Annotated in this window: 13 protein-coding genes; 5 read left to right on the forward strand and 8 right to left on the reverse strand. The window is 68.7% G+C overall.

Annotated features, from left to right (window positions below; genetic code table 11):
- Positions 1–62 precede the first annotated feature (62 nt).
- Positions 63–443 (reverse strand): RidA family protein, encoded by a 381-nt coding sequence (locus WKR98_RS19305; RefSeq protein WP_124689116.1) that lies wholly within the window; start codon positions 441–443, stop codon positions 63–65.
- A 172-nt stretch (positions 444–615) separates the two neighbouring features.
- Between WKR98_RS19305 and WKR98_RS19310 the strand changes: the two genes are divergently transcribed.
- The gene (locus tag WKR98_RS19310) at positions 616–1,530 is read left to right on the forward strand and encodes a LysR family transcriptional regulator (RefSeq protein ID WP_124689115.1); all 915 of its coding nucleotides are present in this window, start codon (positions 616–618) and stop codon (positions 1,528–1,530) included.
- Between the two features lie 9 nt (positions 1,531–1,539).
- Here WKR98_RS19310 and bioD read toward each other — a convergent pair whose 3' ends face one another.
- The 3 genes from bioD to WKR98_RS19325 are packed head-to-tail and all read right to left on the reverse strand — an operon-like array spanning position 1,540 to position 4,828.
- A complete protein-coding gene (gene bioD / locus WKR98_RS19315) occupies positions 1,540–2,964 on the reverse strand; it encodes a dethiobiotin synthase (RefSeq protein WP_341434425.1) in 1,425 nt (474 codons plus the stop codon).
- Positions 2,961–3,629 (reverse strand): alpha/beta fold hydrolase, encoded by a 669-nt coding sequence (locus tag WKR98_RS19320; RefSeq protein WP_341434426.1) that lies wholly within the window; start codon positions 3,627–3,629, stop codon positions 2,961–2,963. Before WKR98_RS19320 ends, bioD begins: the two co-directional genes overlap by 4 nt.
- Entirely contained in the window at positions 3,626–4,828 is a 1,203-nt protein-coding gene (locus WKR98_RS19325) for an aminotransferase class I/II-fold pyridoxal phosphate-dependent enzyme (protein WP_341434427.1), read from the reverse strand. Before WKR98_RS19325 ends, WKR98_RS19320 begins: the two co-directional genes overlap by 4 nt.
- 99 nt (positions 4,829–4,927) lie before the next feature.
- On the opposite strand from WKR98_RS19325, the gene WKR98_RS19330 reads away from it, so the two are divergent.
- On the forward strand, positions 4,928–6,211 hold the full coding sequence (locus tag WKR98_RS19330) for an adenosylmethionine--8-amino-7-oxononanoate transaminase (RefSeq protein WP_341434428.1): 1,284 nt from the start codon (positions 4,928–4,930) through the stop codon (positions 6,209–6,211).
- Position 6,212: 1 nt separating this feature from the next.
- Here the strand turns inward: WKR98_RS19330 and WKR98_RS19335 are convergent, their stop codons facing one another.
- The 3 genes from WKR98_RS19335 to WKR98_RS19345 are packed head-to-tail and all read right to left on the reverse strand — an operon-like array spanning position 6,213 to position 9,468.
- Positions 6,213–7,661, reverse strand: coding sequence for an NAD-dependent succinate-semialdehyde dehydrogenase (locus tag WKR98_RS19335; protein ID WP_341434429.1), 1,449 nt, complete (start codon positions 7,659–7,661; stop codon positions 6,213–6,215).
- 51 nt (positions 7,662–7,712) lie between these two features.
- Positions 7,713–8,690, reverse strand: coding sequence for a Bug family tripartite tricarboxylate transporter substrate binding protein (locus tag WKR98_RS19340; RefSeq protein WP_341434430.1), 978 nt, complete (start codon positions 8,688–8,690; stop codon positions 7,713–7,715).
- A gap of 34 nt (positions 8,691–8,724) precedes the next feature.
- Positions 8,725–9,468: an SDR family NAD(P)-dependent oxidoreductase gene (locus WKR98_RS19345; protein WP_238160370.1), complete on the reverse strand. Its 744-nt coding sequence runs from the start codon at positions 9,466–9,468 to the stop codon at positions 8,725–8,727.
- 100 nt (positions 9,469–9,568) lie between these two features.
- Between WKR98_RS19345 and WKR98_RS19350 the strand changes: the two genes are divergently transcribed.
- The 3 genes from WKR98_RS19350 to WKR98_RS19360 all read left to right on the forward strand — a co-directional run bounded on the left by WKR98_RS19350 (position 9,569) and on the right by WKR98_RS19360 (position 12,104).
- On the forward strand, positions 9,569–10,474 hold the full coding sequence (locus WKR98_RS19350) for a LysR family transcriptional regulator (protein ID WP_341434431.1): 906 nt from the start codon (positions 9,569–9,571) through the stop codon (positions 10,472–10,474).
- A gap of 114 nt (positions 10,475–10,588) precedes the next feature.
- Entirely contained in the window at positions 10,589–11,200 is a 612-nt protein-coding gene (locus WKR98_RS19355; protein WP_124689108.1) for a superoxide dismutase, read from the forward strand.
- Between the two features lie 7 nt (positions 11,201–11,207).
- Positions 11,208–12,104, forward strand: coding sequence for a ZIP family metal transporter (locus WKR98_RS19360; protein ID WP_341434432.1), 897 nt, complete (start codon positions 11,208–11,210; stop codon positions 12,102–12,104).
- A gap of 30 nt (positions 12,105–12,134) precedes the next feature.
- On the opposite strand, the gene ntrC is transcribed toward WKR98_RS19360, so the two are convergent.
- Positions 12,135–13,655: a nitrogen regulation protein NR(I) gene (gene ntrC / locus WKR98_RS19365; protein ID WP_124689106.1), complete on the reverse strand. Its 1,521-nt coding sequence runs from the start codon at positions 13,653–13,655 to the stop codon at positions 12,135–12,137.
- Positions 13,656–13,677: the final 22 nt, after the last annotated feature.

The following is a 13,677-nucleotide window of genomic DNA, read 5'->3' on the forward strand; positions in this document are numbered from 1 at the left end:
TGAGCGAAAAGAGAGGAAAAGAAGCATGGGCGGCACGCGAGGTCCGCGCGCCGCCAGCCTGCCTAGCGGGTCGCCACGACCTCGATCTCCAGCATCATCCCGGCGATCGCCAGGGGTGCCTCGATCGTGGTGCGGGCGGGGAACTTGCCTTCCTGGAAATAGCTGCGATAGATCTCGTTCATCTCGTTGAAGCGGCTGATGTCGGTCAGGATCACGTTGGCCTTCACCACCTTGTCGAGCGAGCTGTCGCATTCGGCCAGGATCTGCTTGAGATTCTTCATCACCTGGTGCATCTGCTCGGAGAAGGTCGGCGCCAGCTCGCGGTTGGCGTCGAAGGGGGTGGTGCCCGAGACGAAGACGAAGTCGCCGGCGACGACCGCGTGCGAGAGCGGCGCCTTGGGTTTGGCGACGGCATCGGACATGAAAATCTTGCTTGTGGACATGAGGGGCCTCGATAATGACTGGCGGGAAACGCTCGAACCGCCGGCTGCTGTGCCACCTTGGCGTCAGCCTTGCCGGGCGCCAAAAAATTATCGATAGATCCCTCCACCCCAACAAGACGAAGGGCACGCACACTATGTTCTCGGATCGAGAACACCTGTATGGGGAACATCCATGAACCAGGCTGATCTGGCCAGCTTCTATGAAGTCGCGGTATGCAAGGGCATACGCCGCGCATCCGAACGGCTCGACACCGCCCCATCGGCCCTGAGCAAGCACATCAAGCGCCTGGAGAGCGAACTGGGCATCAAGCTGCTGGACCGCTCCAGCCGCGGCGTGGTCCTGACGCCCGCCGGAGAAGTCTGCCTGCACTACGCCGAGGAAGTGCTGCACGGCGAGCGGCGCATGCTGGCCGAACTCGAGGCATTGAAAGGCCTGCGCAATGGCCACGTGAAGCTGTATTCCACCGAAGGCCAGATCGAGTTCGTCACGCAGACCGTGGCCGGTTTCCAGCAACGCTATCCAGGCGTGACCTTCGAGATCGTGGTGGCGGGCACGGAAACCACCCTGGCCGCGGTCAGCTGCGGCGACGCCGACCTGGGCCTGGCTTTCACGCCCACGCCGCACGACGCCATCGAATGCGCCCTGCGCATTTCCGCGCCGCTGGAAGCGGTGATGGCGCCCACGCACGAACTGGCGCGCCGCAAATCGATATCGCTGCGCGAGATGCTGAATCACCGCACGGCGCTGCCGGCCTCGGACTTCGGCATACGCCGGCTGATCGATTCCATCTGCGCCGGCGAACGCCTGCGGGTGGCGCCCGCGATGGTGACCAACTCCATCGCAGCGATGAGGAACTACGCGCGCAACCAGGGCGGCATCACCATCCTGTCGCACATGTCCATCCACCATGAACTGGATGCGGGCGACCTGGTCAGCATCCCGCTGTCTCATCCCATCCTGGGCAAGACCTGCGTGGACGTGTGCGTGCTGGGCCGCCGGCGCCTGCCGCAGGCGGTCAGCGCCTATCTCCAGCACATGCGCAAGCACGTGCGCACGCTGTACGGCCAGGACACCGGCAGGCGCTGAAGGCCGGCCTCAGGCGCCAGCGGCTCCGGCCGCTTCCAGCATCCGCTCCAGCGGCTCGATGCCGCGCGCCAGGGCCGCCACCGTTTCGGCATCGACCGCGGGCAGGCGCGGGATCTCGGCCAGCACGCGGACCTTGCCGAACTGTTCGATGCCGAGCCGGTTGCCCGCCGAGGGTTCGCCGCTCATCACCACGCCCGCCACCGGGATGCCCCGCGCGCGCAACGCCTCCAGCGACAACAGCGTGTGATTGAGCGTGCCCAGCGCGCTGCGCGCCACCAGCACCACTGGCAGCCCCAGGCGCGCGATCAGGTCGATCATGGTCGCCCGGTCGTCGATGGGAACCAGCAGTCCGCCGGCGCCCTCCACCACCAGCGGCGCGCGCGTGGCGGGAAGCGCGATGTCGGCCGCGCTCAGCGCCGCGCCTTCCTCGCGCGCGGCCGCCCAGGGCGACAAGGGCGCCTGCAGCACCGCGTGGGGCGCATGGATGCGCTCGGGCGCAAGGCCGGCCAGCCTCGCCACCGTGCCGGTGTCGTCGGGCTCGGTCGCCACGCCGGTCTGCAAGGGCTTCCAGTAGTCGGCCTGCCAGGCGCGCGCCAGCACCGCCGACACCAGCGTCTTGCCGATACCGGTGTCGGTGCCGGTCACGAACACGCCGCGCGGCGCCTCGCCCTTGCTCCAGGTGCCGTAGGCCAGATGATAGGTCACGCTTGCCCCCTGTGTATCGAAACTGTGCAGTATCCGCTTGAATAGGGCGGGCGGCAGCGGCCGGCGCCCCGGCGCGGGCGCATCCGCGCCTATTGCCTTGAGCCCGCGCAGGAACGCCATGCCGTCGCGATGCGGCAGCACCCGCCGCTCGGCCTGCATCAGGCGGCGCAGGCCGGGCAGCGCGGCGCCGATGTCCGCGGGCCGGGGGTAGTCGCGAACCGCGGCGCGCACGCCATGGTCCGCGTGCACCGCCCGCCACTCGGCGAAGGTGCCCTCGGCCAGCGTCGCGACGGCCATCCAGCCGCCTTCGGCGAGCAATCCGCCCAGCCGCGCCAGGCCGGCATCCAGGTCGCCGAACCATTGCACGGCCATGCTGGAACAGATCAGGTCGAACTCGCCCAGTTCCGCGTCGGGGTGCTCGCCGTCCATGGCCAGGAAACGGCAGGAGCCGGGCAGCGCCAAGCGGCGCCGCGCGGTCTCCAGCATGGCGGGCGAGATGTCGGTCAGCGTCCAGCATGCCGGTCCCAGCCGGCGTGACAGCGCCTCGGCCAGGAATCCCGTGCCGCAGCCTATCTCCAGGATGCGCGGGCGCTCCGGCAGCGGCAGGCGGGCGATGCGCGCGGCCAGTGCCTCGGCCACCTCGCGCTGCAAGCCCGCGTGCCGTTCGTAGCGTCCCGCCGCATCGCCGAAACGGCGGGCCACGGCCCGCCCATGGATCCGCCCCGTCATGCCGGATCCGGGGCGCCGGCCAGTTCGCGCACGAACGCGCGTATCTGGCTGGCGCACCACGCGGGATGCGTCAGGGGCAGCAGGTGGCCGCCTCCGGCGCACCAGACGGCCTCGCCGCCGAACGAGGCGGCCGTGAGCGCCGGCGTGACGACCGGATCGGCATCGCCGGCCAGGATGCGGACCGGCACGCGCCTGGCGGCCCAGGCCGCGCGTGCATCGCCCGCGCGCAATTGGCGCAGTCCGGCGGCCAGGACGGCTTCGTCCAGCGTGCCCGCGTCGATGGGATCGGCGGCGCCGCAGCGTCGGCGGAACTCGCTCACCACGGCGGCGGGATCGGCCGCCAGGCGGGTCAGCATGCGGTCCAGCACCCGAGCGGCCACCCCCGTGGGGAAATCGCCGGCGGCCGAGAAGCGCGCGAAGCCATTGATCAGGACGAGGCCGCGACAACCCGCGCCCGCGTCTTCCAGGCTCCGCATGGCGCCCAGCGAATGGCCGACCGCCACGTAGGCGGCGGGGCGTTCGGCCGCGACGGTGCGGCCGAAGTAGCCGGCATCGTCGGCGTGGATGTCCCAGCCATCCAGATGGGCGCGCATGGGCGCCCAGGTCGAGGCGTCGAAGCCCCAGCCATGCAGGCACACCAGCGGCAGGCGCGCGCCATCGGTCATGGCCGGCCTCCGTCCGCGTTCATGGCCTGCGCGCGCAGTTCGGCGATGGTCCGGGCCAGGCGGGCCACGTCCGCTTCGTCGTGCGCGGCGCTGAGCGCAATCCGCAGCCGGCTCGTGCCCATGGGCACCGTGGGCGGACGGATCGCCACCGCCAGCAGGCCCCGCGCGCGCAGTCCGTCGCTCAGGGCCAGCGCCGCGCCCGCCTCGCCCACGATGGCGGGCACGATCTGCGTCGACGAGGCGCCCGTCTCCACGCCCTGGTCCGCCAGCGCCCGCCGCAGTCCGTCGCCCAGCCCCGCCAGCCGCCGCCGCTCGTCGTCCATGCCGGGCACGAGATCGAGTGCGGCGTCGATGGCGGCCAGCACCGGCGGCGGCAAGGCGGTGGTGTAGATGAATCCCGAGCAGGTATTCACGAGGTAGTCGCACAATTGCCGCGACCCCGCCACGTAGGCCCCGAAGCCGCCCAGGGCCTTGCTGAAGGTGCCCATGGCCAGGTCCACCCTGCCCTCGCCCAGGCTGGCCAGCCCGGCGCCGCGCGGCCCCAGCACGCCGGTCGCGTGGGCCTCGTCCAGGTAGACGAAGGCGCCGTGGCGCTCGGCCACCCGGCACAGCGCGGCCACGTCGGTGCGGTCGCCGTCCATGCTGAACACGCTTTCCGTTACGACGAAACGCGGCCCCGGCTGGCCGGCGCGCTCGGCCAGCAGTGCATCCAGGTGATCGAGATCGTTGTGCCGGAAACGTATCTGCCGCACGCCGGCGGCCTGGCAGCCATGATGCAGGCTGGCATGGTTCAGCCGGTCGCTGAACACCAGCGGGTCGCCCTGGCCCGGTACGCGCAGCAAGGCCGGCAGCACGGCGGCGTTGGCCTGCCAGCCCGAGGCGAACAACAGCGCCGCCTCGGTCCCCTTGAAGCGGGCGAGCTTGGCTTCGACGGCCTGGTGCAGATCGAGATTGCCCGACACCAGGCGCGAGGCACGCGCGCCGGCGCCGTGGCGCGCGGTCCACTCGGCCACGCGTTCGGCCAGCACGGGATGCCTGGCCAGGCCCAGATAGTCGTTGCTGGAGAAATCGACGACGTCGCGGCCTTCGAACGTCACATGCCCGCCGCGCGCCGCGGCGGCGGTGCGCAAGCGGCGCCGCGTCTGGCGCTGCGCGGCGCGGTCGAGCTCTTGGGAAAACAGGGAATCGAATATAGACATGGCCCGGCGATGCGCCCGGCGGCGCCCGCACCGTAGAATGCGTGTCATTGTAGAGGAACGACCGGTCCGGCCTGGCGCCGCGGCCGGCGCAGGACGATCATGCACACACCCCCGCCCGCCTGGGTCGCCGACGGCGCCCGCCACGTCTGGCTGCCCTATGCGCAGATGAAAACCGCCGCGCCGCCGCTGCCGGTGGTGCGCACCCACGGCAGCCGCATCGAACTGGCCGACGGCCGCAGCCTGGTGGACGGCGTGGCCTCGTGGTGGACGGCCTGCCATGGCTACAACCATCCCGCCATCGCCCAGGCCGTGCGCGACCAGCTCGATGCGATGCCGCACGTGATGTTCGGCGGGCTGACGCACGAGCCCGCCGCGCGGCTGGCGCAGCGCCTGTGCGCGCTGCTGGGGCCTGGCTTCGATCGCGTGTTCTACACCGACTCGGGCTCCGTGGCGGTCGAGGTGGCGATGAAGATGGCCGTACAGTTCTGGCTCAACCAGGGCGAGCGCCAGCGCTCGCGCTTCCTGGCCTTCCGCGGCGGCTACCACGGCGACACCTTCGGCACGATGGCGGTCTGCGATCCGGAAGACGGCATGCACAGCCTGTTCCGCGGCCTCCTGACCCGGCACGTGATCGCGCCGCTGCCACGCGACGACGCCTCGGAAGCCGAGCTGGACGCGTTGCTCCGCCGGCACGCCCACGAACTGGCCGGCATTCTGGTCGAACCGCTGGTCCAGGGCGCCGGCGGCATGCTGATGCACCCGCCCGAGGTGCTGGCCCGCCTGCGCGCGCTGGCGGACCGCCACGGCCTGCTGCTGATCTACGACGAGATCTTTACCGGCTTCGGCCGCACCGGCACGATGTTCGCGTTCGAACAGGCCGATGCCCGGCCCGACATCGTCACGCTGTCCAAGGCGCTGACCGGCGGCACCCTGCCGCTTGCCGCCACCGTGGCCAGCCAGCGCGTGTTCGACGGCTTCTGGTCCGACGATCCGGGCCATGCCCTGATGCACGGCCCCACCTTCATGGGCAACGCCCTGGCCTGCGCCGCCGCCAACGCCTCGCTGGATCTGTTCGAACGCGAGCCGCGCCTGCGGCAGGTGGCGGCCCTGTCCCGAGCGCTGGAGGCCGGCCTGGCTCCCTGCCGCGAGCTGCCGTGGGTGCGCGACGTGCGCGTGCTGGGCGCCATCGCCGCGATCGAACTGGCCGGACCGTTCGACCGCGATGCGCTGCGGGCCAGGCTGGTCGACGCCGGCGTCTGGGTGCGGCCCTTCGGCAGCATCGTCTACCTGACGCCGGCCTTCACCATCGGCCAGGACGACCTGGATCTTCTGATCGCCGCGGTGGTGGGCGTCGTGCGGACCATGCGCCCGCCCGCCGCCTGAATCAGGCCAGCGAAACCAGCTTCGTCACCAGGCAGGCCTCGAGCCCCTCGATGCCATTCTCGGCGCCATGGCCGCTTTCCTTGACTCCCAGGAACGGTGCATCGGGAACCGAGATCAAGAAGGAATTGATGGCCAGCATGCCGGCCTCGACCTCCTGGGATACCCGCCTGACCACGTCCGTCGAACGGGTGAACGCATAGGCCGCCAGGCCGAACGGCAGCCGGTTGGCCCGTGCGATCACCTCGTCCGTGGACGTGAAGGTGTTCAACAGCGCCAGAGGGCCGAACGGTTCTTCGTTCATCACTCGGGCTGACTCCGGCACGTCGGCCAGCACCGTCGGCTCGAAGAAATAGCCGTCCGCCTCGATGGCCTTGCCGCCGCTGACGAGGCGGCCGCCGCCGTCCAGCGCGTTCTCGATCAGGCCTTCCAGGGGAGCCCGGCGCCGGTCGTGCGCCAGCGGGCCCATGCGGGTCCCTTCGGCCAGTCCGTCGCCCACCGGAATGGCCCGCACCCGCTGCCGAAAACCGCTGACGAAGCGCTCATGGATGCTTTCATGGATGTAGAAGCGCGTGGGACTCACGCACACCTGGCCGGCATTGCGATACTTCGAGGCGACGGCCAGGTCCAGTGCCTCTTCGACGTCGGCATCGCCGAACACGAGCACCGGCGCATGCCCGCCCAGCTCCATGGTGGTCCGCTTCCCGGAGGCCGCGGCGAGTTTCATCAGATGCTGCCCGACGGGAATGGATCCGGTGAAGGACACCTTCCGTATGACCGGCGACGCCAGAAGATGCTCGGAAACCGCCGCCGGCACGCCGAACACGACGGACAGGACCCCGCGCGGCAGGCCGGCCTCCAGCAGTGCCCTGGCCACTTCCAGCGCCGCCGCGGGCGCCTCTTCCGCAGGCTTCAGGATGCAGGGGCACCCGGCCGCCAGCGCCGACCCTATCTTGCGGGCCGCGTTGACCGTCGGAAAATTCCAGGGTGCGAATGCCGCAACGGGCCCGACCGGCTCCTTGACCACCATGAACTGGGTCTTGCCCAGCCCCGATGGCAGGATCCGTCCATACGCGCGGCGCCCCTCTTCCGCGAACCAGTCGAGCGTCTCCGCGGCCAACGCCGCTTCCTGGCGAGACTCGGCAATGGGCTTGCCCACCTCCAGGGTGATCAGCCGGGCTATCCGCTCGAGGCTGCCGCGCATCAGGTCGGCGGCCCGGCGCAAGATCCGCCCCCGATCGACCGGCGCCACCCGCCGCCATGCCATGAAGCTCCTTTGCGCAGCTTCAAGCGCATCGTCCAGATCCTGCCGGCTTGCCAGCGGAAGCAGGCCCAGCGCACCGCCTGTCGCGGGGTTCACGACCGGCATGGCTTCCCGGCCATCGAGCCCTCGGGGATCGCCCCCGATCAGCAGTTCCGGCTGCCGGTATGTATCGGTATTTCCCAGTTCCAAGATTCCATCCTCAAAGATTTCCCGACGGTCGGTCCAGACACGCGGCCGCGCCTACTGGTCCAGCGTCAGGTTGTTTTCCTTCACGATCTTCGCGTAGGCCTCGGATTCCTTGCGGATCAGCGCCGAGACTTCCTGAGGCTTGATCAGCAGCGGCATGTAGCCGAACTGGATCATCTTCGGCGGCACGTCCGCCTGGCCGTAGATGGCGGCCACATCCCTGTTGACCTGATCGACCAGCGTCCTGGGCGTGCCCGCCGGCGCGAACAGCCCCACCCATCCCGACACCTGGAAACCTGCCGGCCCGCCGCTTTCGCCGACCAGCGGCACGTCCGGATACCCGGCAAGACGCTCGGTGCCAGCCCAGCCGATGAACTTGAGCTTGCCCGCCTGCTGCAACGGACCGGCGCTGCCCGGCGTCCCGAATGCCCAGTCGACGTCGCCATTGGCAACGGAGGCATACAACTGACCCACGTCCTTGAACGGGACATGCGTCATATGGGTGCCCGAGGCGGTCTCCAGTGCCGCGCCGGCCAGATGCGCCACGCTTCCGATCTGCCACGAGCCGTACGTCACCCTGCCGGGAGCCGCCTTCGCGGCGGCCAGCAGATCGCCGGCGCTGTTCCATTTCGATTGCGACGACACGGCGATGAAGAAGTTGCTGTGATGCAGGGGGATCACCGGCACGAAATCCTTCTGGGCGTCGTAGGGCATCTTCTTGTAAAGATGCGGCACCGCGGTGAAGTTCAGGCCATCCGCATGGAAGAGCGTATAGCCGTCGGCAGGCGAGCGCATGACGTCGGCGGCCGCGATGAAACCCGTGCCCCCGGGCTTGTTCTCGACGACGACGGCCTGGCCCCACGCCTTGGACAGGCGATCGGCCACGATGCGCAACATCGCGTCGGCTCCCGATCCGGTGGAAAACGCCGACACGATGCGGACCGGCTTGGCGGGATATTTCGGCGCCTGGCCAAAGGCCGGCGTGTTCGCCAGCATGAATGCCGCGGCAGCGGCCGTGATTGTCTTTTTCATGGTCTCGACTCCTGGTTTCTGATGGTTCTTGTGATCAGACGAAGATGGCTCCGCCATCGACGACGAGCGTCTGGCCCGTCATGAATGCCGCATCGGGTCCCAGCAGGAACGAGGCCGCGCCGACCAGGTCCTCCGGCATCTGGTCCCGCTTCAACGCCCGCGCGCTCTTGCCCACGTCGCGGAACTGATCGACGTGCTCCTTGTTCGTCAGGATGCCGTCCGACAGCGTGAATCCCGGGGCGATCGCATTGACCGTGATCCCCGCCGGCCCCAGTTCCCTGGCCAGGCTGCGCGTGAGCGCGATCACCGCGCCCTTGCTGGCCACGTAGTGAGGCATCCCGGTCACCCCTTTCAAAGGCGAGGTGGACGCGATGTTCACCACACGCCCACCGCCGCCCTCCCGCATGGCTGGCGAACACGCCTTGATGCCCAGGAACGGACCGGCGGTGTTGACTGCCATGACCTGCATCCAGTCTTTCTTGGAAATCTGCGTGAACGGCTGCATGGGCAGGCTCGCGAACATCGCCGCGTTGTTGACCAGTCCGTAGAGCGCATGTCCTTTCGCGGACAGGTCTTCGACGATGCGCATCCAATCCGCCTCTTCCGTCACGTCGCCGGAATAGCCGGTCGCGCTCAGTCCCTCGCGTGCGATCGACGCCGCGGCCTGCTCGGCGCCCGTGCTGTCGAGAATGGCGACGTCGAACCCGTCGGCCGCGAAACGCCGTGCGAACGCCAGCCCTATGCCTCTGGCCGCTCCTGTAACGATGATGCTCTTCACTGCTTGCGCTCCTGGCTCCTCGTTTACGATGCGCGCAGTATGCGTAAGGCAGAGCGGCACTGAATATTGCTTTTTCCGGTGGGCGCCATTAAGTTTCGGCATGACCATCCACATCCGCCCTCTCGATGCCTTTCTTGCGGTTGCCCAGTACGGCACGCTGGGGCGCGCAGCCCAGAAACTCAACATCACCCAGCCTGCCCTGAGCCGGACCATACGCAAGCTGGAAGAGCAGATCGGCATACCGCTGTTCGAGCGCTACCTGACCGGCATGAAGCTGACCGCCGCGGGCGAGACCCTGCTGCCCCGCGCAGCGTTGATCCAGAAAGAAGCCGAGGCCGCCACCGAAGAAATCGACGAACTGCGCGGCCTGGCGCGCGGTACGATCCGCGTCGGTGCGATCGCCAGCGCGGTCGGACAAATCCTGCCCCAAGCCATCGCCCAGGTACTGGAACAATGGCCCAGGCTGCAGGTGCATATCGTCGAAGGAATCGCCGACGTGCTCGTCGATGCGCTCGTCAACCGGGAGGTCGACCTTACCGTCGGCGCTTCCATGCCCGCCAGCCCCGACATCTGCGCGATCCCGGATTGCCATTGGGAAGACGCGAGCTACATCGTCGCCGCGCCGTCCCATCCCCTCCGCGCCAACAGCGTCATCACCCTGGCGGACACCCTGGACTACAAGTGGGTGCTATCGCCCGAAGGGACCGCCCCCTACGAGGACTTGTCCAAGGAATTCGCCAAGGCCGGATTGCCCATGCCGGAGGTGATCGTCAAGACCCGCTCGAACATCACGAACAAGAGCCTGATCTCGCACGGCGGCTTCCTCGGATGGCTGGCTGAACCGCTGTACGAGCCGGAACGGCAGGCAGGCTGGATAGACCGGCTACCGGTGGCCGGCGTGGTCAAGCGCCGCCAATTGCAGGTCTACCGGCGAAGCCACGGGCTCTTGCCCCAGCCCGCGGTGAAGCTTCTGGACGTCCTGCGCCAGCTCACGTCTCGGCGGTGATGCGGCGAAGTCCCGCTTCTTCCTTCAGTCTGTCTTTTTGTTCTAAAATATAAATGATTATCATTACTATTTGTATAGTTATTTTTATTCAAAAATCCTTGTCCGGAGCGCCTCATGACCCATGCCCTGCCCCCGCTGCCCTACGCGTACGACGCCCTGGAACCCCACATCGACGCGCAGACCATGGAGATCCACTACACCAGGCACCACCAGACCTACGTCAACAACCTGAACGCCGCGCTGGAGAACTCGCCGCTGAAGGAACTGCCCGTGGAAGCACTGGTGGCCGGCGTCGACCAGGCGCCGCAAGCCCTGCGCACGACCATTCGCAACAACGGCGGCGGACACGCCAACCACTCGCTGTTCTGGACCGTGATGTCGCCCCGGGGCGGCGGCGCGCCGCACGGCCAGGTGGCGCGCGCGATCCAGTCCGACCTGGGCGGTTTCGAAGCCTTCAAGCAGGCGTTCACACAAGCCGCGCTGACGCGCTTCGGCAGCGGCTGGGCATGGCTGAGCCTGACGCCCCAGGGCAAGCTGGCCGTGGAAAGCACGGGCAACCAGGACAGCCCGCTCATGGCTGGTAACACGCCGATACTGGGTCTGGACGTGTGGGAGCATGCATACTACTTGCGCTACCAGAACCGGCGTCCCGAATACATCGCCGCCTTCTACAACGTGGTGAACTGGGATGAAGTCGAACGGCGCTACCAACAGGCCCAAAGCTGAGGCCCCCATGACGACGGCCAACCGAACCGCCTCCCCGGGCCAGGTGCTGCGCAAGACCGTGGGCGTCGCCATCGTGCTGCTGGGCCTGGCCGTGCTCGGTCGGCAGCTCTGGATACGGATGGCCACCGACCCGGTGGTGCTGGATGCCCTGATAGGCGGCATGATGGCCGCCGGCGCGACAGCGCTGGGGGCCGTGCCCGTGCTGTTCTCCCAACGCCTGTCCGATCGCGTGCAGGACAGCCTGTTCGGATTCGGCGCAGGCGTCATGCTGGCGGCCAGTGCCTTTTCGCTGGTGGTGCCGGGCATCGAAGCAGCGAAGCTGCAGGGCGCCGGCCCCTGGGGCGCGGGCATGCTGATGGGCGCGGCCATTCTGCTGGGCGCCGCGCTGCTGCTGGCGATGGAGCGCTACCTGCCCCACGAGCACTTCATCAAGGGCGTGGAAGGCAAGCACACGATCCTGGCCGTGCGCCGCACGTGGATGTTCGTGTTCGCCATCGCCCTGCACAACCTGCCCGAGGGCCTGGCCATAGGCGTGGCCTTCGCCGGCACCGATCCGCTGCGCGCCTCGGCGCTCACCACCGGCATTTCCATCCAGGACGTACCCGAAGGACTGGTCGTGGCCGTCGCGCTGCTGGGCATCGGCTACAGCAAAGGCTTCGCGTTCGTGCTGGGCGCGCTGACGGGACTGGTCGAGCCGATCGCCGCCGTCATCGGCGCCTCGGTCATCTCCTACTCCGCGATGCTGTTGCCCTGGGGACTGGGGTTCGCGGCCGGGGCGATGCTGTTCGTGATCAGCCACGAGATCATCCCCGAATCACACCGCAAGGGACACGAGGTGTTTGCCACCTGCGGCCTGATGGTGGGCTTCGTCATCATGATGCTGCTGGACACGGCGCTGGGCTGACGGCTGGGGCGCCGCCCGGCGCCGCCGGCGTCAATCGTCGTCGTCCAGCCCCAGGTCCTGGATCTTGCGCGTGATGGTGTTGCGTCCGATGCCCAGCTTCAGCGCCGCCTCGATCCGGCGGCCCCGGGTGGCGCGCAGCGCGGTCGAGATCAGCATGCTTTCGAACTGGCGGGTCAGGGTCTGCATGATGTCGGGCTCGCCCCGCTGCAGGCGTTGTTCGACGTCGCTCTGCAGGCCGCCCAGCCACGGATTCGGGCGATCGGCCACGACCACGCCGCCGGCGGTGTGCGCCACCTCCGCGCTCGGCCCGGCCAGCACGCCGCGATCCGGCGTCAGCGCCTGCATTGTCGCGGCGAAGGCACCCGGCGCCAGCGCTTTATCGCCCTCGGCCGGCATCTTCTCCAGGAGTTCGGGCGGCAGGTCCTGCACGTCCACCGTCTGCGCCGGCGCCATCACGGTCAGCCAATGGCAGACGTTCTCGAGCTGCCGCACGTTGCCGGGAAACGGAAAGCGCGACAGGGCCGCCAGCGCGGCGGGCGTGAAGCGCTTGGGTTCCACGCCCAGGTCGCGCGCGCTGCGCGCCAGGAAATGGCGGGCCAGCAGCGGGATGTCCTCGGCCCGCTCGCGCAGCGGCGGCAGGCGCAGGCGGATCACATTGAGCCGATGGAACAGGTCCTCGCGGAACAGGCCCTGCTTGACGCGTTCTTCCAGCGGTTGGTGCGTGGCCGCGATGACGCGCACGTTGGCGTGCACCGGGTTGTGCCCGCCCACGCGATAGAAGCTGCCGTCCGACAGCACCCGCAACAGGCGCGTCTGCAATTCGGCGGGCATGTCGCCGATCTCGTCCAGGAACAGCGTACCGCCGTCGGCCTGCTCGAAGCGGCCGCGGCGCATGCTTTGCGCGCCGGTGAAGGCGCCGCGCTCGTGGCCGAACAGCTCGGACTCCAGCAGGTCGCGCGGAATCGCGGCGGTATTGATCGCCACGAAGGGGCCGGAGGCCCGGGCACTGTGCCGATGCAGTGCGCGCGCCACCAGTTCCTTGCCGCTGCCCGATTCGCCGGTGATCATGACCGTGACCTGCGACTGCGACAGGCGGCCGATGGCGCGGAACACTTCCTGCATGGCCGGCGCCTGCCCCAGGATCTCGGGCGTGCCGACCAGCGTCTCGTCGGCCGAGGCCTCCTCGCGCAGGCTTTCCTCGACGGCGCGGCGGATCAGTTCGGTCGCGGTGTCCACGTCGAAGGGCTTGGGCAGGTACTCGAAGGCGCCGCCCTGGAAGGCCGATACCGCGCTCTCCAGGTCGGAATACGCCGTCATGACGATGACGGGCAGCGCCGGAAAACGCCGCTTGACCGCCTGCAACAGTTCGATGCCGCCGGCCCCGGGCATCCGGATGTCGGTCACCAGCACCTGGGGCACGTCGTCGTTCAGGGCGTCCAGAGCCTCGCGCGCGGTGCCGAAGCTGCGGCTGGGCAGGTTCTCGCGGGCCAAGGCTTTTTCGAGCACCCAGCGGATCGAACGGTCATCATCTACGATCCAGATCGGTTTCATCGCTGCCTTCCTAGGTACGCTC

Source organism: Pigmentiphaga sp. YJ18, from assembly GCF_038066655.1.
Lineage (GTDB): Bacteria > Pseudomonadota > Gammaproteobacteria > Burkholderiales > Burkholderiaceae_B > Pigmentiphaga.